This is a genomic window from Microvirga subterranea (assembly GCF_003350535.1).
Lineage (GTDB): Bacteria > Pseudomonadota > Alphaproteobacteria > Rhizobiales > Beijerinckiaceae > Microvirga > Microvirga subterranea.
This window is the reverse complement of sequence record NZ_QQBB01000001.1, coordinates 944,186-964,090: the sequence shown is the minus strand read 5'-3', so window position 1 is coordinate 964,090 and position 19,905 is coordinate 944,186. Positions and strand designations below refer to the sequence as shown.

General features: G+C 64.7%; 15 protein-coding genes and 1 pseudogene. 12 read left to right on the top strand and 4 right to left on the bottom strand.

Features of this window, described 5'->3' with window-relative positions; genetic code table 11:
- Window positions 1-155: 155 nt before the first annotated feature.
- Window positions 156-980 carry a beta-keto acid cleavage family enzyme gene (locus DES45_RS04515; RefSeq protein ID WP_114768738.1) on the bottom strand — a complete coding sequence of 275 codons (825 nt, stop codon included), beginning with the start codon at window positions 978-980 and terminating at the stop codon, window positions 156-158.
- A gap of 110 nt (window positions 981-1,090) precedes the next feature.
- On the opposite strand from DES45_RS04515, the gene DES45_RS04510 reads away from it, so the two are divergent.
- The 4 genes from DES45_RS04510 (at window position 1,091) to DES45_RS04495 (ending at window position 7,048) form a co-directional block, all read left to right on the top strand.
- Window positions 1,091-1,981, top strand: a complete 891-nt coding sequence (locus DES45_RS04510; protein ID WP_114768737.1) for a MurR/RpiR family transcriptional regulator — start codon at window positions 1,091-1,093, stop codon at window positions 1,979-1,981.
- Window positions 1,978-3,321 carry an aspartate aminotransferase family protein gene (locus DES45_RS04505; protein WP_114768736.1) on the top strand — a complete coding sequence of 448 codons (1,344 nt, stop codon included), beginning with the start codon at window positions 1,978-1,980 and terminating at the stop codon, window positions 3,319-3,321. Before DES45_RS04510 ends, DES45_RS04505 begins: the two co-directional genes overlap by 4 nt.
- A 53-nt stretch (window positions 3,322-3,374) precedes the next feature.
- Window positions 3,375-4,349 carry a TAXI family TRAP transporter solute-binding subunit gene (locus tag DES45_RS04500; RefSeq protein WP_114768735.1) on the top strand — a complete coding sequence of 325 codons (975 nt, stop codon included), beginning with the start codon at window positions 3,375-3,377 and terminating at the stop codon, window positions 4,347-4,349.
- A 170-nt stretch (window positions 4,350-4,519) separates the two neighbouring features.
- The gene (locus DES45_RS04495) at window positions 4,520-7,048 is read left to right on the top strand and encodes a TRAP transporter permease (protein ID WP_425374257.1); all 2,529 of its coding nucleotides are present in this window, start codon (window positions 4,520-4,522) and stop codon (window positions 7,046-7,048) included.
- A gap of 13 nt (window positions 7,049-7,061) precedes the next feature.
- Here the strand turns inward: DES45_RS04495 and DES45_RS04490 are convergent, their stop codons facing one another.
- Window positions 7,062-8,126 carry a LacI family DNA-binding transcriptional regulator gene (locus DES45_RS04490; RefSeq protein WP_170151376.1) on the bottom strand — a complete coding sequence of 355 codons (1,065 nt, stop codon included), beginning with the start codon at window positions 8,124-8,126 and terminating at the stop codon, window positions 7,062-7,064.
- A 330-nt stretch (window positions 8,127-8,456) separates the two neighbouring features.
- Here DES45_RS04490 and DES45_RS26300 point away from each other — a divergent pair.
- The 8 genes and pseudogenes from DES45_RS26300 to DES45_RS04455 form a co-directional block, all read left to right on the top strand.
- Window positions 8,457-8,882 (top strand): annotated as a pseudogene (locus DES45_RS26300) (ATP-binding cassette domain-containing protein); the annotation flags it as partial.
- Between the two features lie 198 nt (window positions 8,883-9,080).
- On the top strand, window positions 9,081-9,908 hold the full coding sequence (locus DES45_RS26295; RefSeq protein WP_425374256.1) for an ATP-binding cassette domain-containing protein: 828 nt from the start codon (window positions 9,081-9,083) through the stop codon (window positions 9,906-9,908).
- Complete coding sequence (locus tag DES45_RS04480; RefSeq protein ID WP_114768732.1) at window positions 9,905-10,903, top strand: ABC transporter permease; 999 nt, start codon at window positions 9,905-9,907, stop codon at window positions 10,901-10,903. The genes DES45_RS26295 and DES45_RS04480 overlap by 4 nt, the downstream gene beginning before the upstream one ends.
- A 59-nt stretch (window positions 10,904-10,962) precedes the next feature.
- Entirely contained in the window at window positions 10,963-11,913 is a 951-nt protein-coding gene (locus tag DES45_RS04475; protein WP_114768731.1) for a substrate-binding domain-containing protein, read from the top strand.
- Between the two features lie 105 nt (window positions 11,914-12,018).
- A complete protein-coding gene (locus DES45_RS04470; protein ID WP_114768730.1) occupies window positions 12,019-13,086 on the top strand; it encodes a sugar phosphate isomerase/epimerase family protein in 1,068 nt (355 codons plus the stop codon).
- Between the two features lie 13 nt (window positions 13,087-13,099).
- Complete coding sequence (locus tag DES45_RS04465; protein WP_114768729.1) at window positions 13,100-14,275, top strand: Gfo/Idh/MocA family protein; 1,176 nt, start codon at window positions 13,100-13,102, stop codon at window positions 14,273-14,275.
- A gap of 123 nt (window positions 14,276-14,398) precedes the next feature.
- Complete coding sequence (locus DES45_RS04460; RefSeq protein ID WP_114768728.1) at window positions 14,399-14,806, top strand: Fur family transcriptional regulator; 408 nt, start codon at window positions 14,399-14,401, stop codon at window positions 14,804-14,806.
- A gap of 200 nt (window positions 14,807-15,006) precedes the next feature.
- Window positions 15,007-15,459 carry a Fur family transcriptional regulator gene (locus tag DES45_RS04455; protein WP_114768727.1) on the top strand — a complete coding sequence of 151 codons (453 nt, stop codon included), beginning with the start codon at window positions 15,007-15,009 and terminating at the stop codon, window positions 15,457-15,459.
- A gap of 88 nt (window positions 15,460-15,547) precedes the next feature.
- On the opposite strand, the gene DES45_RS04450 is transcribed toward DES45_RS04455, so the two are convergent.
- A complete protein-coding gene (locus tag DES45_RS04450; RefSeq protein ID WP_114768726.1) occupies window positions 15,548-18,640 on the bottom strand; it encodes an efflux RND transporter permease subunit in 3,093 nt (1,030 codons plus the stop codon).
- A 10-nt stretch (window positions 18,641-18,650) separates the two neighbouring features.
- Complete coding sequence (locus tag DES45_RS04445) at window positions 18,651-19,784, bottom strand: efflux RND transporter periplasmic adaptor subunit (RefSeq protein WP_114768725.1); 1,134 nt, start codon at window positions 19,782-19,784, stop codon at window positions 18,651-18,653.
- Between the last annotated feature and the right edge of the window lie 121 nt (window positions 19,785-19,905).

Here is a 19,905-nt window from a genome sequence, read left to right as displayed (position 1 = left end):
GCAGAGGGGGATCGACAAGGGCTGACGGCCGGGGGGCACCCACTACCATGGACTAATGCGTCTCCTGCCTCTCCCGGCAGGAAGCGGGCGCCCGGCTCCTGAGCGTCACAGTCGGCAAAGGATCGGCGGCGAAGCCTCATTGCCGACGCCGCTCCTCATCCGAGGGACCATTCCTTCCGCAGGGCAGCCGCGTCGGCGAGGGGCGCGCCACACACTCCGAGCGTCTGGGCAACCCGATCGACCAAGGCGGCATTGGACGGCGCTCTCGTTCCATCCGGCAGATCGAGATTGTTCTCGAAGCCGACCCGGACATGACCGCCGAGAAGGGCGGCAGCCGTCACGCAGGCCGTTTCATACCGACCGAACGCGCAGGTCATCCAGTCGCTGTAGACGGGCATGTCCGGCGCGATGAAGGGGAGCAGGTCAGCGGGCCGGGAGGTCTGCGAGACGGTGTAGCGCCCCAGCACATAAAGGACGGGAATATTCTCGAACGGCACGATTCCGCGCCTCTGCAACTCGGCAAGCCGAACCGCCTCTTCCGGCGCATAAAGGATGATCTGCGGCGCGACCCCCTCCTTGCCGATCCACTGCATGAACTCGGCGAAGGCCGGCTCATCCGCCTCCTGGGGCGCCAACTCCCGCAAGGCGAGGGATACCGCCTCGGGACGGGCCTGACGCACCACCGCCATCTGCTCCTCGGGCCTGTAGACGCCTAAGGCTTCGCTGGTGATCTGGATGACGAGCCGGTCTCCCACGGCTTGCCGGATGGCCGTGGAGGCGCACGCATAGGCTTCGGCGTCGAGAAGATGACGCCCCTCGCGGTCGCGCACGTGGACATGAATCATCGCTGCTCCAGCCTCGAGGCATTGTGCCGCCGTCCGGGCGAGTTCATCCGGCCCCATCGGCAGAGACGGATGATCGGCCTTGGTTCGCCGCCCGCCATTAGGTGCAACGGCAATCACGACCGGAGAACTTCTCATTCCGTCTGCTGGCTCGTGCATGGGTTCCTCGCTAAAGATTCATTTGTTTCATTTGATTCGATTATCAAACACGTGTTGCGAGTCTTGCAAGCCGCTTCTATGATAACGCCATGGAGACGGGCCCTCTAAACGAGAAGATTATCGACGCTTTTCCGGAGATGCCGGCGCAGCTCCAGACGGCCGCTCGCTATATTCTTGAAAGTCCGGGCGATGTGGCGTTGCTGTCCATGCGCGAGCAGGCGCGGCAGGCTGGCGTGCAGCCGGCGACCATGACCCGGCTCGCGAAACGGCTCGGCTTCGACGGCTATGATGCGGTTCGCGAGCTTTACGCCCAGGCCATCCGCGAGGGCGGTCTCAGCTTTTCCGGTAAGGCCGGCTACCAGGTTGCCAGTCAGAAAGCCCGTGGCGAACGAGCTTTGGCAGCCGATATGATCGCCTCTTTGAGCCTGCAGATCGCCCGGCTCGGCGAGCCTGCCTCCCTTGAACGGCTGGTGCAGGCGGCGGAACTCCTGGCTGCGGCGCGACGGATCTTCTGTGCAGGGTTGCGCTCCTCCCACACCGTGGCTTGGCACATGGCCTATGTCCTCTCCCTGTTGGGCGAGAGGGCAACCCTTCTGGACTCGCCCGCAGGCGTCGGAGCGGACCCGATCCGGGCCGCGACCGAACAGGATGCGCTCCTCGCCGTCAGCGTTGCTCCCTATACCCGTGCGACGGTTGAAATCGCTCAGTATGCGCACGGGAAGCACGTGCCGATCGTTGCCGTCACCGACAGCGCCGTATCTCCGCTCGCGCAGGTTGCCCGGGTTGCCGTTCTGGTTCCGACCGGAGGCCCTTCCTTCTTCCATGCCATGACGCCCGCTTTCGTGGCCGGCGAGATCCTGGCGGCGCTCGTCGCCGGGCGTGGCGGAGAGGCCTCGCTGGAAGCGCTCAGGCGCACGGAAGACCAGCTTACCGCCTTCAACATTCATTGGACGCCGCAAGACGGCAGGAGATCATCATGAGCCGCATCCTCCATCGCCAGATCCGTACGACCCTTCCGGTGGCGGTCGGCGGGAAAGGCGTCGAGCTCTTCGACTCGGAGGGCCGCTCCTACATCGACGCGTCCGGAGGCGCCGCCGTGTCCTGCCTCGGCCACGGCCATCCCGACATCGTGGCGGCCCTCCACGCACAGGCGGACAAGCTCGCATACGCCCATACGAGTTTCTTCACCACCGAGCCGGCAGAGGCCCTCGCCGACCGGCTGATCGAGGATGCTCCCGAAGGCATGTCCCACGTCTACTTCGTGTCCGGCGGCTCGGAGGCCGTCGAGGCCGCGCTCAAGATGGCGCGGCAGTATTTCGTGGAGATCGGCCAGCCGGAGCGACGCAACATCATCGCCCGGCGCCAGAGCTATCATGGCAACACGCTCGGAGCCCTCGCGACCGGTGGCAACGAGTGGCGGCGCACCCAGTTTCGCCCGCTTCTGGTCGAGACGCACCATATCGATCCGTGCTTCGCCTACCGGTTTCAGCAGAAGGGCGAAAGCGACGCGGATTACGCGGCTCGCGCCGCCCAGGCCCTCGAAGACAAGATCCTGGAACTCGGGCCGGACAGCGTCATGGCCTTCGTGGCCGAGACCGTCGTGGGTGCGACCGCGGGCGCCGTTCCGCCGGTGGCCGACTATCTCAAGCGCGTTCGTGCGATCTGCGACCGCTACGGCATCCTCCTCATCCTGGACGAGGTCATGTGCGGCATGGGTCGCACCGGCACTCTCCACGCCTGCGAGCAGGACGGGGTCGCGCCGGATCTCATGACCATCGCCAAGGGTCTCGGCGGAGGTTATCAGCCGATCGGGGCCGTTCTGCTCGGCCGTCGGATCTTCGACGCTTTCGCGAACGGCTCTGGCTTCTTCCAGCACGGCCACACCTATCTCGGCCATCCCATGGCCTGTGCGGCCGGCCTCGCGGTCCAGGAGGTCATCCGGCGGGACGATCTGCTCGCCAATGTCCGCCGGATGGGCGCGCACCTCACGCGCCGCCTCGGAGAGCGGTTCGGCAACCATCCTCATGTTGGGGATATCCGCGGCCGGGGCCTCTTCATGGCGGTCGAGCTGGTCGAGGACCGCTCGACCAAGGCGACGTTTGATCCTAAACAGAAGCTTCACGCGCGCATCAAGCGCGAGGCGATGGCGCGCGGCCTCATGGTCTATCCTATGGGCGGAACGATCGACGGAGCACGCGGCGACCATGTCCTGCTCGCTCCGCCGTTCATCGTCGACGAACCGATCGTCGATGCTATCGTGGAACGCCTGGGGGATGCCGTGGACGCGGCACTCGCAGGCATCGAGTTGAAGGCAGCCTGAACGTCCGGCGCAGGCCGGTTGTTGGGCGAACATAACAAAGAGGGACAACGAGAATGCACGTTTTGACGAAAACCCTGGTCGGCGCGGCCGCATCGGCCCTGATGCTTGCAGCCGTGCCGGCCCAGGCGCAGCAGAAGTTCGCGACCATCGGCACTGGTGGCGTGACCGGCGTCTACTACGCCGTCGGCGGCGCCGTCTGCCGTTTGGTCAACAAGGACCGCAAGACCCACGGCATCCGCTGCTCCGTGGAGTCCACCGGCGGCTCGGCCTACAACGTCAACACCATCAAGGCCGGCGAGCTCGATTTCGGCCTGACGCAGTCCGACGTGCAGTACAATTCCCTCAAGGGCCTCGGCGCCTTCAAGGATGGCGGAGCCTTCGAGGATCTGCGCTCCGTGTTCTCGGTTCACCCCGAGCCCTTTACGGTTTTGGCCCGCAAGGAGGCGAATGCCGCCAAGTTCGAGGATCTCAAGGGCAAGCGCATGAACGTGGGCAATCCCGGCTCCGGCACCCGCGCATCCATGGAGGAGCTGCTCGGGGCTGTCGGCTGGAAGCTCTCCGATTTCTCGCTCGCCTCCGAGCTGAAGGCCGACGAGCACGGCCCTGCCCTGTGCGACAACAAGATCGACGCGTTCTTCTACGGCGTCGGGCACCCGTCCGCGAACATCCAGGACCCGACCACGACCTGCGGCGCCAAGCTCGTGTCGATCACAGGCCCGGCCGTCGATAAGCTCCTGGCGGACAAGCCTTACTATGCCAAGGCGACGATCCCGGGCGGGCTCTATGCCAACAACCCGCAGCCGACGGAGACCTATGGCGTGCTCGCCACGATGGTGACCTCGGCCAAGGTGCCGGAAGAGACGGTCTATCAGGTCACCAAGGCGGTCTTCGAGAACTTCAACGAGTTCAAGTCGCTTCACCCGGCCTTCGCCAACCTCGACCCGGCCAAGATGGTCAAGGACGGCCTGTCGGCTCCGCTCCATCCCGGCGCCGCCAAGTACTACAAGGAAAAGGGCTGGCTGAAGTAAGCCGGCCTGCTCACGGCCATATCGCCTAAGGGGGTGGCGAAGGCCACCCCTGCCTTGTTTGGGATGAGGGGATCACCATGTCGACAACCGAAAAGCCGACGCTCGCTCCGTCCGCGGAGCTGGAACAGCTGGTGGCGGAGGCCGACACGGGAGGCCGCAAGCCGACCGGTATCACCGCGACCGTCATCACCGCGGTGGCGATCGCCTGGTCGCTGTTTCAGATCTGGTATGCATCCCCCCTGCCCTTCACCCTGGGCTTCGGAATCCTGAACGACACGGAGGCGCGCGCGATCCATCTCGGCCTCGGGCTCTTCCTCGCCTTCATGGCCTATCCGGCCTTCAAGTCGTCGCCCCGGAGATACGTGCCGGTCGCGGACTGGGCCCTCGCCCTGATCGGCGCCTTCGCGGGCGCCTACCTGTTCCTGTTCTACCGCGAGCTCGCGACCCGTCCGGGGCAGCCGATTACGCTGGATCTCGTTACGGCAGGCATTGGCATTCTGCTGCTGCTGGAGGCCACCCGTCGCGCACTCGGCCTGCCGATGGTGATCGTCGCTCTCGTCTTCGTCACCTATACCTTCGCCGGGCCTTACATGCCGGACGTGCTGCAGCACAAGGGCGCCTCGATCTCGAAGTTCCTCCAGCATCAATGGCTGACGACGGAAGGCGTCTTCGGCATCGCGCTCGGCGTTTCGACGAGCTTCGTATTCCTCTTCGTCCTGTTCGGCACGCTGCTGGAGAAGGCGGGAGCCGGCAACTGGATGATGCAGATCTCCATCGCGTTGCTGGGGCACCTGCGCGGCGGCCCGGCCAAAGTCGCAGTCGTTTCATCTGCCCTCAACGGTGTCGTCTCCGGCTCTTCCGTATCCAATGTCGTGTCCGGCGGCATCTTCACGATTCCCCTCATGAAGCGGACCGGCCTGTCCGGCGTGAAAGCCGGCGCCATCGAGGCCGCGTCGTCCATCAACGGTCAGATCATGCCGCCCGTGATGGGCGCGGCCGCCTTCCTGATGGTGGAATACGTCGGCATCCCCTATTCCCAGATCGTGACGCATGCCTTCCTGCCGGCCATCGCATCCTACCTGGCCCTGCTCTACATCGTGCATCTCGAGGCCTTGAAAATCGGTGCGAGGCCCATCCCGCGGGAGGCGATGCCGGCGAAGGTTCGGCTGCTGCGCACCGGCCTCGGGCTCAGCGGCTCCATCGTGGTGCTCTGCCTTCTCTATTACGGCGTCCTCGGCGCCCAAGCGGCCTTCGGGGCGAGCGCTCCCTGGATGCTGTCTGCAGCTGCCTTGGTCATCTACGTGGCGTCCGTCGCCTACGCGGCCCGCTTTCCCGACCTCGAGCTGGACGATCCGAACACGCCGATCATCACCCTTCCGCGTGCCTGGGAAGTGACGCGCACGGGTCTCGACTTCCTGATCCCGCTCGTGGTCCTGCTCTGGTGCCTGATGGTGGAGGAAATGTCGCCGGGCCTCTCCGCTTTCTGGGCCACGGTGGCGATCATCGGGATCGTCGCCACGCGGCGTCCTCTTCTCGCCCTGTTCCGGAACGAGTCCATCCCGGCAGCAGCGAGCGCCGCCATGGCCGATCTTCTCGACGGTCTGGCGCTCGGCGCCCGCAACATGATCGGCATCGCGATCGCGACGGCGACGGCCGGCATCGTGGTCGGCACCGTGACGCTGACGGGCCTTGGCCTCATGATGACCGAGTTCGTCGAGTTCATCTCGGGCGGCAACGTGATCATCATGCTGTGCCTGATCGCCCTCATCAGCCTCGTGCTCGGAATGGGCATCCCCACCACCGCGAACTACATCCTGGTCGCGACCCTCATGGCACCCGTGGTGGTCGAGCTCGGCGCACAGGCCGGACTGGCGATCCCCCTGATTGCCGTTCACCTCTTCGTGTTCTATTTCGGCATCATGGCGGACATCACGCCACCGGTCGGACTTGCAGCCTTTGCGGCGGCGGCGATCTCGCGGGAAGATCCCATCGCGACGGGTTTCCAAGGCGCACTCTACTCCCTGCGCACGGCCATCCTCCCCTTCGTCTTCATCTTCAATCCGGCGATGCTGCTGATCGGCGTGGAGAGCTGGGCGGATACGATCTTGGTTATAGTCGTCAACATGGCTGCGATCCTCATCTTCTCGGCCGCGACCATGAACTACTTCGTGACCCGCAGCCGGCTTTGGGAGAGCGCCGTCCTGCTCCTCGTCTGCTTCGCGCTCTTCCGTCCCGACTGGTGGCTGAACCAGATTCACCCTGCCACCGTGGAGCTGCCGGCAAGCGAGCTGCTCAATCAGGTCGCCCAGGCGCCGGCCGACCGGCGCATCGCCTTCGTGGTCGAGGGAATGACGATCGAGGGGGACGACGTTCGCAAGACCGTCAGCCTGAACCTCGGTGAGCCGAAGCCGACGCCTCAGGAGCGCCTGCGCGCAGCAGGCCTGACGGTCGCAGGCCTCGGAAACCAGGTCACGATCAGCAACGTCGCCTTCGGCTCCTATGCCAAGCGCATCGGTCTCGAGCCGGGCTTCCAGATCGTCGGCGTCCTTCAGCCCGCGCCGGGCCGCCCCTCCACGATCTGGGTGTTCCTGCCGGCCTTTGCGCTGGTTGGGGCAATCGCGTGGCTGCAGCGTCGACGGGTGAGAGCAGGTCGCCAGCCAGCCTCGCCGACGGGCATGGCGGCCGGACGGGCGGCCTGAGGCCGACGGACGATCAAGCGCGTGGCGGGGCGACGCTGTCCCGCACCACGAGTTCCGTCTTGAGGCGGATGCGTTTTTCCGTCTCGCGCCCCTGCAGCAGGTCGATCAGCACAGTGGCGGCGGCTTGGCCGAGCTCGCGCCTCGGCTGATGGATCGTCGTCAGTGCCGGCTGCGCGGCAGCGGCGAACTCGATGTCGTCGAAGCCTGCGACCGAGATATCCTCGGGAACGCGCAGCCCGGCCGACCGCAGCGTCCGCACGGCCCCGATCGCCATTTCGTCACTGGTGCAGAAGACCGCAGTCGGCCGCTCCGCCCTGGCGACGAGCTCCTGACCCGCCCTGACGCCCGACTCGAGCGTGAAGTCGCCTGAGAGAACCAGTTCAGGGTCGAACGACAGACCGGCAGCAAGGAGTCCGTCGCGATAGCCTTGGAAGCGCTCGTGCTCCAGCACGTTCTCGGCAGGCCCGCTCACATAGGCGATGCGGGCGTGTCCGAGTGATGCGAGATAGCGCGTCATCTGGCGCGCCGCCGCGCGGTTGTCGATCTCGATCTGAGGGATTCCGGCATTCGGAATCGCCTCGCAGAGAGCAACCAGAGGAATGTTGATCTTGGCTGGTGTACCCTTGCCGTCGCGGCTCTGGCCGAACAAGTGCCCGTTGAGCAGGATCGCTCCGTCCACCCGGCCGGCCGCCGTGTAGGCCGCGAAATGGGCCTCCTTCTCCGGAGAGCCGTCGAGATCGCTGATGATCATGCCGTAACCGGCATCGAAAAGCGTCTCCTCGATGCCGCGCAGGATCTTCGAGAAGAACGTGTTCGCCAGGTCCGGAAGGACGACCAGCACCATGAAGGTCTTCTGCGAGCGCAAGGTGCGTGCGGCCGGATTGGGGACATACCCCGTCTGGGCGATGGCCTCGAGCACACGGGCGCGAGCCTCGGGCGAAACCCGGTCCGGCGTCGCAAGAGCACGGCTGACGGTGGCGGTTGAGACGTCTGCAAGGCGCGCCACGTCCTGGATCCGCGCGGCGCGGAGCGGCGTGCTGCTGGCTCCAGGCCTTCCCTTGCGCCCGATCTCGTCCATGAACTTTCCCCTGAGGCGGCCCTGTTTGACAGAGGCCGCCATTTCGGTAAAGTAAATGTAATCGATTACATCAGGGCATTGTCAACTTTGTTCAGCCCTGGTTGCCCGAAGGCCCCGAAAGAGGGCTCAGACCATCGACGGAGGAAACGAATGCCGGCTTACATGGCTGACAGCTGATCCGCATCGGGCGCATGCGCGCCGATGACCCGCTTTCGGGCGACCGAAGGCGATCAAGCCGTTGACGACGGTCCGGAGCAGTCCATGTCTTCTGTTCTTCGCGCAGAGAATGTCTCGAAATCCTTCGGACCCGTCGAGGTTCTGAGCGGCATCTCGCTCGACCTGAGGCCGGGCGAGGTCCACGCGGTGATCGGCGAGAACGGCGCCGGCAAGTCGACCCTCATGCGCATTCTCTCCGGCCACCTGCAGCCGACGAAGGGGAGCCTCTACCTCGACGATCAGCCGATCGCGTTCTCGGGCCCGGTCGAGGCCGAGAGCCGGGGCATCGTCCTCGTCCATCAGGAGATCCTTCTCGCCGAAGACCTGACGGTCTCGCAGAATCTCTTCCTCGGACGGGAGATCCGCCGCTTCGGTCTCGTGGACGATCGGGCCATGCGCGACCGGACGCGGGCGATCCTGAAGGATCTCGGCACCGCCATCGACCCGGACCGCGAGGTGCGCCGGCTCTCCATTGCGGACCGGCAGCTGGTCCAGATCGCCCGAGCGCTCCTCGTCCCGCACAAGGTGGTCGCCTTCGACGAGCCGACAGCCGTCCTGACCCCGGTCGAGGCCGAGAGCCTCTTCCAGATCATCCGCCGGCTCCGTGCTCATGGAGCGGCGATCCTGTACATTTCTCACCGTCTCAACGAGGTGAAGGCAATCGCCGACCGGGTCACGGTTCTGCGGGACGGCCGCTTCATCGCCACCCGGGACATCGACGGTCTCGAGCCCCTTGAGATGGCGCGCCTCATGGTGGGGCGCGACATGTCCAAGCTCTATCCCGAAAAGCCCGCGACGGCCTCCGACCAGGACATCCTCTCCGTGCGCACCATGTCGGTGCCCGGTTACGTGGAGGATGTCTCCTTCAGCCTGAGGCGCGGCGAGATCCTCGGCTTCGGCGGCCTCATCGGCGCCGGGCGCACGGAGCTGTTCGAGAGCCTCGTGGGCCTGCGTCCGAGCGAGGGGAGCATCGCCCTGAATGGCAGGAACGTGCGGTTCAACGATGCGCGCGAGGCCATGGCGGCGGGCGTCGTCTATCTGTCGGAGGACCGGAAGGGCAAGGGCCTCCTCCTCCGCCAAGACCTGCGCGTCAACCTCACCCTTGCGGCTCTGGAGAAATTCGGCCGGGGACCGTTCATCGACGTTCCGGCCGAAGAGAGGGCGCTCGATACCGCCATCAAGGACTTCGACATCCGCACCCGGCGGCGCGACCTCCTGGCCGGCCAGCTCTCCGGAGGCAATCAGCAGAAGCTGCTTCTCGCCAAGATGATGCTGGCGGATCCGCAGGTCGTCGTCATCGACGAGCCGACCCGGGGCGTCGACATCGGCACCAAGGAACAGATCTACCGCTTCATCGCGTCGCTCGCAGAGCAGGGACGGTCCGTAATCGTCATCTCGTCGGAGATGCAGGAATTGATCGGCCTCTGCCACCGGGTCGTCGTGATGCGCAACGGGCGCATCGCCGGCGAGGTCGCGCAGACCGATCTCTCGGAAGACGCAATCGTCTATCTCGCAACAGGCGTTCACGAAGAAAGGGCGGCAGAAATCGCCGCAGGCCAGGCATGACCGAAACCGTGCTCCGCAGCAGTGCAGAGAAGCGCCGCTTCAACTTCGACATGCGGGCGCTGTCGCCCTTCATCGCCCTCATCGTCCTGGTGATCGCGGGCGCGCTGATCAATCCGGACTTTCTGACCGCGTCGAACCTGCTCAACGTGGTCACCCGGTCCGCTTTCATCGCCATCATCGCGGTCGGCGCCACCTTCGTGATCGCGGGCGGCGGCCTTGATCTCTCCGTCGGATCGATGGCCGCCCTCGTGGCCGGGATCATGATCCTCACGCTCAACGGCCTCGGCAACCCGGGATACGGCACGCTCGCGCTCGGCATGCTGGCCGCGGTCGGGCTGGGTGCCGCCTGCGGTCTTGCCAACGGCCTCATCGTCACGTTCGGGCGGATCGAGCCCTTCATCGTGACCCTCGGCACGATGGGCATCTTCCGCTCCCTCGTGATCTGGCTCGCGGCCGGCGGCACCATTACCCTGCGCAATTCGGAGCTGCGCGAGCTTTACCGCCCGGTCTATTTCGGCGACGTCGCAGGCGTTCCCGTGCCGATCCTCGCCTTCCTGGCGGTGGCGGCCGTGGGGGCGCTGATCCTCTACAAGACGTCCTTCGGACGCCACGTGATCGCCATCGGGTCCAACGAGGACGTTGCGCGCTATTCGGGCGTGCCGATCTGGCGGGTGCGGACGCTGACCTACATCATCCAGGGCATCTGCGTCGGCATCGCCATCCTGGTCTATGTGCCGCGCCTCGGCTCCGCCACGCCGACGACGGGCCTTCTGTGGGAGCTTCAGGCCATCACGGCCGTCGTGATCGGCGGCACGGCGCTCAGAGGCGGCCTCGGCCGCGTCTGGGGGACCGTGGTCGGCGCCATCATCCTGGAACTCGTTGCGAACATCATGGTGCTGTCGAACTTCGTCTCCGAGTTTCTCGTCGGCGCGGTTCAGGGTGCCATCATCATTATCGCCATGCTCGTGCAGCGCTCACTTCAGCGCGGGCGATGAAACCGGTGCGGGCCCACCGGAAACAAGATGGGCTCAAGCCAACCCTCAGGGAGGAAAACATGAGAGGAACGGCACTGAAACTGGCGGCGGCGGCAGGCCTCTTCGCAGGCCTGACGACCGGCGCGCTGGCACAGCAGAAGAACGTGACGATCGGCGTGTCGATTCCGGCCGCGACCCATGGCTGGACGGGCGGCGTGGTCTACCACGCGCAGGAAACGGCCAAGCAGCTCGAAAAGACCTATCCGGGTCTCAAGGTGGTCGTGAAGACCTCGCCCGACGGCGCATCCCAAGCCAACGCCCTGGACGACCTGACGGCCCAGAAGATCGACGCCCTCGTGGTCCTGCCCTTCAATTCCGACGAGCTCACCAACCCGGTGAACGAGGTCAAGAAGCGCGGCACCTTCATCACCGTCGTCGATCGCGGCCTCAAGGATCCGTCGATCCAGGACATCTATGTGGCCGGCAACAATCCGGAGTTCGGCCGCGTCGCGGGCAAATACTTCAAGGACAACCTGAAGCAGGGCAACGTCGTGGTCTTCCGCGGCATTCCGACCGTGATCGACGAGGAGCGGGTCACCAACTTCGAGAAGGCGCTCGAAGGGTCGGGCGTCAAGGTCATCGACAAGCAATACGCCAACTGGAACCGGGACGACGCCTTCCGGGTGATGCAGGACTTCCTCGCGAAGCATCCGAAGATCGACGCGGTCTGGGCCTCCGACGACGACATGGCGCTCGGCATCATGGAAGCGATCCGCCAGGGCAAGCGCGAAGATATCAAGTTCGTCCTCGGCGGCGCCGGCATGAAGGACATGGTCAAGCGCGTCATGGATGGCGACAAGATGATCCCGGCGGACGTCTCCTATCCGCCGGCGATGATCTCGACCGCGATGTTCGTCACGGCCGGCCAGTTCTTCGCCAACGCGCCCATGCGCGGCACCTACGTGATCAACGCGGAACTGATCACGAAGGACAACGCCAAGAACTTCTACTACCCCGACTCGCCGTTCTGACCGGCCGGTATCCCGCCCTTTCCACCATGAAAGGGCGGGGACAACGGCAAGCCGCCTTTCGTCGCGGCTTTCCCTTGTCCCCATCTCACCTCTGGGAGTTTACCCATGAAAACCATGAAGGGTCCCGGCCTCTTCCTTGCGCAGTTCGCAGGCGACGAAGCTCCGTTCAACTCGCTCGACTCCATCTGCCGATGGGCGGCGGCGCTCGGCTACCAGGGGGTGCAGATTCCGACCTGGGATGCCCGTCTCTTCGACCTCAAGAAAGCCGCCGAGTCCGAGGCCTATTGCGACGAAGTCCAGGGGATCGTTGCGAGCCACGGCCTCGACATCACCGAACTGTCGACCCATCTGCAGGGCCAGCTCGTGGCGGTTCACCCGGCCTATGACGAAGCCTTCGACGGCTTCGCGGCTCCCGAGGTGCGAGGCAACCCCAAGGCCCGCCAGGAATGGGCCGTGAACCAGATGCTCATGGCGGCGAAGGCCTCGCAGCGCCTCGGCCTGAGCGCCAGCGTGACCTTCTCCGGCGCCCTCGCTTGGCCGTTCGTGTACCCCTGGCCGCAGCGCCCGGCCGGCCTGATCGAGACGGCGTTCGAGGAGCTCGGGCGGCGTTGGCGCCCCATTCTCGATGCTTACGAGGAAGCGGGTTGCGACGTAGCCTACGAGATCCATCCCGGCGAGGATATCCACGATGGCGCAACGTTCGAGCGCTTCGTCGACGCGGTCGGCGGCCACGCCCGCGCGTGCATCAACTACGACCCAAGCCACTTCCTGCTGCAGCAGCTCGATTACGTGGCCTTCATCGATCTCTATCACGAGCGCATCAAGGCGTTCCATGCCAAGGACGCGGAGTTCAACCCGACCGGACGGGTGGGCGTCTATGGAGGTTACGAGAGCTGGATCAATCGCGCCGGGCGCTTCCGCTCTCTCGGCGACGGACAGGTGGACTTCAACGCCATTTTCTCCAAGCTGGCCCAGTACGATTATGATTCCTGGGCCGTGCTCGAGTGGGAATGCGCCCTCAAGCATCCGGAGGACGGTGCGCGGGAAGGCGCCGAATTCATCCGCAATCACATCATCCGCGTGACCGAAAAGGCCTTCGACGATTTCGCCGCTGGCGGGACGGACGAGGCCGCCAACCGGCGGCTGCTGGGCATCGACACCACGCGCGGCTGAGCGGAGAACACGCATGACCATCACGGCCTCACAGGATCAGAAGCTCAGCCGCCGGCTGCGTCTCGGCATGGTCGGTGGCGGGCGCGGAGCCTTCATCGGCGCCGTCCATCGGATCGCCGCCCGCCTGGACGACCGCTGGGAACTCGTCGCCGGTGCGCTCTCGTCCGACCCGGAGCGTGCGCGGCTCTCCGGAGAGGATCTCCTCCTGAAGCCTGACCGCATCTATGGCGACTTCAACGAGATGGCCCGGCGCGAGAAGCGCCTGAAGGACGGCATTGACGCCGTCTCGATCGTGACGCCGAACCACGCTCACGCGGCAGCCGCACGTGCCTTCCTCAAGGCAGGCATCCATGTGATCTGCGACAAGCCCCTGACGACGACGCGGCGCGAGGCCGATCAGCTCGCGAAGCTGGCTCGGGAGTCAGGGGTGATTTTCGCCGTGACGCACAACTACACCGGCTATCCGCTGGTGCGGCAGGCGCGCGCCATGGTGCAGAACGGGGATCTCGGGGCCATCCGCGTGGTGCAGGTGGAGTACGCGCAGGATTGGCTCGCCACCCGGACGGAAGAGACCGGCAACAAGCAGGCCGAGTGGCGCACGGATCCGGCCCGGTCCGGCCCGGCTGGGTCGGTCGGCGACATCGGCACCCACGCCTTCAACCTGGCCGAATTCATCGTCGGCGATGAGGTCACGACCCTCGCGGCCGAGCTCCATACCTTCGTGGAGGGCCGCCGGCTGGACGACAATGCCCACATGATGCTGCGCTTCGCCTCCGGCGCCCGCGGCCAGCTCTGGTGCAGCCAGGTGGCCACGGGCCAGGAGAACGGCCTTCGCATCCGCGTCTATGGCGAGAAGGGCGGGCTCGAATGGAACCAGGAGAACCCGAACCTTCTCGTGTTCTCTCCGCTCGGCGAGCCGCCGCGCCTCATCCGCCGGAACGGCGCCGGCGCCAGCGACATCTCGCGGGCAGCCTCGCGCATTCCGGGCGGTCATCCCGAGGGCTATCTCGAGGGTTTCGCGCAGATCTACACCGATGTGGCGGAGCAGATCGCTGCGCGGCTGGAGGGCCGCGACCCTGATCCGCTGTCGCTTCAAGCCCCGACGGTGGATCACGGGGTCAGAGGCGTCAGATTCATCGACGCGGCGGTCCGGTCTTCCGCACGCAAGGCTGCCTGGGTGGATGTCTAACCACGAACGAGGCATGCGGGCCCTTGCAAGCAAGGCGACACTCGGTCACCAAGGCTGCTCTAGGCTCTCATTCAACAATCCCGGATGAGAGCCTATATATGGATCGTAGCAGGTGGATTTCCGATGGCCTCGACGCATCACGCCCACGCCTTGGACGAGTTGAACGAGACGCAGAAGCGCGTTTATCGGATCCTCACGGCTGCGCAGAACCCGCTCTCGGCCTACGAGGTTCTCGATCGGATGCGGGCAAAGGGCGCCGTCACGCCTCCGACTGTCTATCGCTCCCTCGACAAGCTGATCGAGAAGGGTCTGGCCCATCGGCTCGAGAGCCTGAATGCCTATGTGACCTGCCGGCACCCTCACCACCACGACATGGCAGCCTTTGCGATCTGCGAGGAATGCGGGTCCGTGAAAGAGTTCATGGACTCACAAATCAGTGAGCGCCTGACCCACTGGAGCGAATCCAACGCTTTTTTGCCGAAGAAAGTGACCGTCGAAGTGCGCGGTCTTTGCGAAAGTTGCGCGAAGTGACGTGTTAGCGCGGCTTCGAAAAGTTGTTTCCGATACGTAACTTAGAGGCCGCCGAGTTATCCCTAAGCTTGCCGGGACCGTGGGCATGTGTCCTCTTGATTGTGCAGAATTGCAAGTAGAAATTGCAACGATACCACATTGTGCAAGCCAAGCTTTACCTATATGAACATGTAGGATTCGTAATAACAGGAGCCAGGTACATGAGCGCCCGAGCCCTCAAAAAAGAGGAAGAGGAGAACCTCCTCCGTCGCGCCGACGATTTGTGCCGCGAGAACAATCTGCGGCTGACACCCATCCGCGAGCGCGTCTACCGCGAACTCGTCCAGAGCGGGGGACCGGTCGGTGCCTACGACCTCGTGGACCGCCTGAGCAGTGACAAGAAGCGCCTCGCGCCAGTCACGATCTACCGGGCGCTGGACTTCCTGCGTGATGCCGGTCTCGTACACCGTCTCGCGACGCAGAACTCCTATATCGTCTCCCACGGCCAGCCTGACGTGAACGCCATGAAGGTGATGTTCGTCTGCACCAAGACCGGCGAGACCGTCGAGGTTCATTCGACCGAGGTGGCCGAGGCCGTGAAGAAAGCCGCCGAACAGGCCGGTTTCAAGAACCTGTCGCCGTTCGTCGAAGTCGAGGGCGAGATTGCCCGCTAAGAGAAAAGGGCGGCCGCTTCGCAAGGCGCCGCCCTTTTGGACCATGTCCACGAATGAAAAGGCCGGGCAAATTGCCCGGCCTTTTTCTTTATTCCGCAGCGAGTGGCCGGTGGTGGACGTGCTGCATCTCGTCCGCATGCTCCGCCTTCTTCGTCTCACGGGAGATGAAGGTGTAGAACATCGGAACGACGAACAGGGTAAAGATCGTTCCGATCGACATGCCGGAGGCGATCACCAGACCCATGGAGAAGCGGGCAGCCGCACCGGCTCCGCTGGCGTAGAGCAGCGGCGCCACGCCGAGCACCATGGCGGCCGTGGTCATCAGGATCGGACGCAGGCGCACCTTGGCGGCCTCCTCGATCGCCTGACGCCGGCTGATCCCATGCTTCTCCTTCAGGTCGTTGGCGAACTCGACCATCAGGATGCCGTGCTTCGTGATCAGTCCCACCAGGGTGATCAGGCCGACCTCCGTATAGATGTTGAGGGTCGCCAGGCCGAGGTTGAGGAAGATCATCGCGCCGAACATCGAGAGCGGAACCGACATCATGATGATGAACGGGTCGCGGAAGCTCTCGAACTGCGCCGCCAGCACCAGATAGATCACGATGATGGCGAGCCCGAAGGCGAGCAGGATCGAGCTGCCCTCCTGGATCTCCAGGCGGGACTGCCCGGCGAAGTCCTCATAGAAGCCCTGCGGCATGACCTCCTTGGCGATCGAGCGCAGGACCTGCAGGCCTTCCGAGGTGGTCACGCCCGGAAGCGGCAGCGCGGAAAGCGTCGCCGAGTTCAGCTGGTTGAACTGCTCGATCGAGGCGGGCGCCGCGTTCGTCTCGATCTTCACCAGGGCGGAGATCGGAACCATGGACCCGTCCGCAGCGCGCACATAATACTCGCCGAGGCGCTCAGGGTTCAGGCGGTCCGTCTGGCGCACCTGGCTGATGACGTCGTAGCTGCGGTTGTCGCGGTCGAACTTGGAGATTGGCGCACCGCCCACGAGAGCCCCGAGGGTGTTGCCGATCTCGCTGACCGGTACGCCGAGAGCCGCCGCACGGTCGCGATCGATGATGATCTTCGCCCGCGGGGTCTGGTAGCTCATCGAGTTCTGCACCACGATGAACTTGCCGGACTTCATGGCCCGCTGTTTGACCTGCTCCGCGACCTCGTAGGCCTGCGACGGATCGCCGATCGTGCGCAGGGCGTACTGGATCGGCAGACCGCCCCCGGCACCCGGCAGCGAAGGCGGCGCGAACACGAAGGCCTGCACGCCCGCATTCTGGTTCAGGAGGTTCTGGATCTCCTGCTTGGTCTGCGCGCCCTTCTTCGTACGCTCGCTCCATTCCTTGAGCTTGAAGCCCACGAAGCCGCTGCCGCCGCCGTCGATGCCGATGATCAGAAAGCTGTCGTCGATCTCGGGGATCGTCTCGGCCGCGTTGGTGAACTGGGTCGAGAAGGCCTGGGTGTAGTCCGGCGTCGCGTATTGCGGAACCTGCACGAGGCCGAGATAGGCACCCTGATCCTCCTCAGGCGCAAGCTCGAACGGTGTCTTCGTGAACAGGAATCCCGTGGTGCCGAGCAGCGCGACGACGATGAGGAGCGTCACCGGCCGGTAGTCGAGCGAACCCTTCAGGCGCCTCGAATACCAGTTCTCGACGCGCGTGAAGGTGCGGTCCACAAAGCCGGCGAAGCCGGTCTGCCCGCCATGGCCGTGCGGCTTCAGGAGCTTCGACGACATCATGGGCGACAGCGTCACGGCGATGATGCCCGAAATGATGACCGATCCGGCGAGCGTGAAGGCGAACTCCCTGAACAGCGCGCCGGTGAGGCCCTGCGTGAAGCCGATCGGAGCATACACGGCCGCGAGCGTGATCGTCATCGACACGATCGGCAGGAAGATCTCCTTCATGCCGACGATGGCTGCGTCGACCGGCTTCAGGCCCTCTTCGATGTGGCGGTGGATGTTCTCCAGCACCACGATCGCGTCGTCGACCACGAGGCCGATGGCGAGCACCATCGCGAGCAGCGTGAGCAGGTTGATCGAGTAGCCCAGCGCATAGAGCACGAAGCAGACGCCGACCAGCGACAGCGGAATCGTCACGATCGGGATCAGCACCGAGCGGAAGGAGCCCAGGAAGAGCAGGATGACGACGATCACGATGAGCGCCGCTTCGCCGATGGTCTTGAACACCTCCTCGATCGAGGCCGAGATGAAGTTCGACGCGTCGTAGACGATCTCGACCGTCATGCCCTTCGGCAGGGTCGGCCGGATGGCGTCGATCGCCTTCGTCACCTCCTCGGCGACCGTAAGCGGGTTGGCGGAAGGCGTCGGCGTGATGCCGATGAAGGTGCCTTCCTTGCCGTTGAAGCTCACCTTGGTGTCGGTGCTCTTCGGCCCGAGCGCCACGTCGGCCACGTCGCGCAGGCGCACGACCTGATCGCCATTGGAGCGGATCGGCAGGGTCGCGAACGTCTCCGGGGTCTGGAACGTGGTCTGCATCTCGAGCGCGTAGGCCACGTACTCGTTCTGCGTCTTGCCGGGGGCGGCCAGGAAGTTGCTCGCCCGGATTGCCGTAACGACGTCGCCGGCAGTGACGCCACGGGCGGCAAGCCGAACCGGGTCGATCCAGACGCGCATGGAGAAGTCGCGTCCGCCGAGGATCTCGGCGTTGCCGACGCCCTCGAGCGTGGCGAAGCGCGGCTGCACGACGCGGGTCAGGAATTCGGAGACCTGCTCCGGATTCATCTCCGTGCTGGCGAAGGTGATGTACATGAGGGCGAAGGTCTGGCCCGTGCCCTTCACGATCACGGGATCCTCGGCGTCGGTCGGCAGCTGCGCGCGCACCTGCTGGACCTTGGACGTCACTTCGGTTAAGGCCGCATTGGGATCCGTGTTCAGTCGCATGCGCACGGAGACCGTGCTGAGACCGAGGCGGCTCTGCGACGTGACGTAGTCCACGCCCTCGGCACTGGCGACCGACTTGGCGATGGGCGTGCTGATGAAGCCCTGCATCAGGTCGGCGCTGGCGCCCGTATAGGTGGTCGTGATGGTGATCGTGGTCTCCTCGACCTCAGGATACTGACGCACCTGAAGGCTCATCAGTCCCTGCGCGCCGAGCAGCAGGATCAGGAGGCTCACCACCATCGACAAGACGGGGCGGCGGATGAAAAGTTCAGTGAAACTCATGGCTTGATGCCTACTGCCCGTTCGCGAGCTTCGTCGTATCGAACTTCGTCACGTCGATGCTGTTGTCGATCTTGACGGTCGCACCCGCCTGGAGCTTGTTCTGCCCCGAGGCGACCACCTGCTGACCGGGCTCGATTCCCGACAGGACCTCGAGGGAGCCCCCACGGCGGCGGCCGGTCTTCACGAAGACCTGCTTGACCACCTGGACCTGCTGGCCTGCCTTCTCTTGCTGCTCGATCGTATAGACGTAGTCGCCGTAGAGGCTGGTGATGACGGCCGTCTGCGGCACGGTGATGACGTTGGGCTCCGGCGGCAGAACCGCTTCCACGTGCAGGAACTGACCGGGCAGAATGGCCCCGTCCTTGTTATCCTCGATAAGGGCCTGGACCGAGACGAGCCGGGTCTTCGGGTCGACGCGCGGGTCCTTGCCGGTGACCTTGCCGGTGAAGGGGAGATCGCCCTCCATCATGCCGACACGCACCTCCTGCCCCAGCTTGATCTTGCTCGCGGCCTGCTCCGGAACGGTGAAGTCGACCTTCATGGACGCCAAGTCCTGGAAGCTCGCAATGACCGTACCGGGCTGGAGGTACTGACCGATATCGACCCGCGAGATGCCGATCACGCCCGAGAACGGCGCCTTGAGGGCTTTCTGCTCGATGGTCGCCTGGAGGCGGGCAAGGCGGGAGCGGGCGGCTGCCAGCAAGGCGCTCGCCTGATCGAAGTTGGCTTCCGTGCCATAGCCGCGAGACGACAGCGTCTTCGCACGATCAAAGTTGCTTTCCGCTGTCTTCACGTTGGCCTGGACGTCCTGGATGTCCGCGCGCTCAACGGTGTCGTCGAGCTGCACGAGCACCTCGCCGGCCTTGATGCTCTGGTTGGCCTTGAACCTGATTTCCTTGACGATGCCGGCGGTCTCGAACGCCAGTTCCACCCCATTCGCCGCCCGCGCCGTGCCGATGGCACTGACGCCGGGGGTCCAGGTCTTCGCCTCGACCTTCGCGGCCGACACGACCTGCGCCGGCTGCTGCATGTTGGCGAAGAAGTTCTGGATCATCTTGTCGCGGAAGAAGTTGAACCAGATCAACCCGGCGCAGAGTCCAACCGCGAGAATGAACACAAGAGAGACTACGATGCGCCGTTTCATGGGCTTTTTCCGACATTCCGAGTTCGGCAGGACCGAACCGCTATCTGTTTGAGGAGGCTGGGCCTTTAGCGCAACTTACCCTTGACGCCAAGGCACGGGAACCATTTATATACCGTCTGGA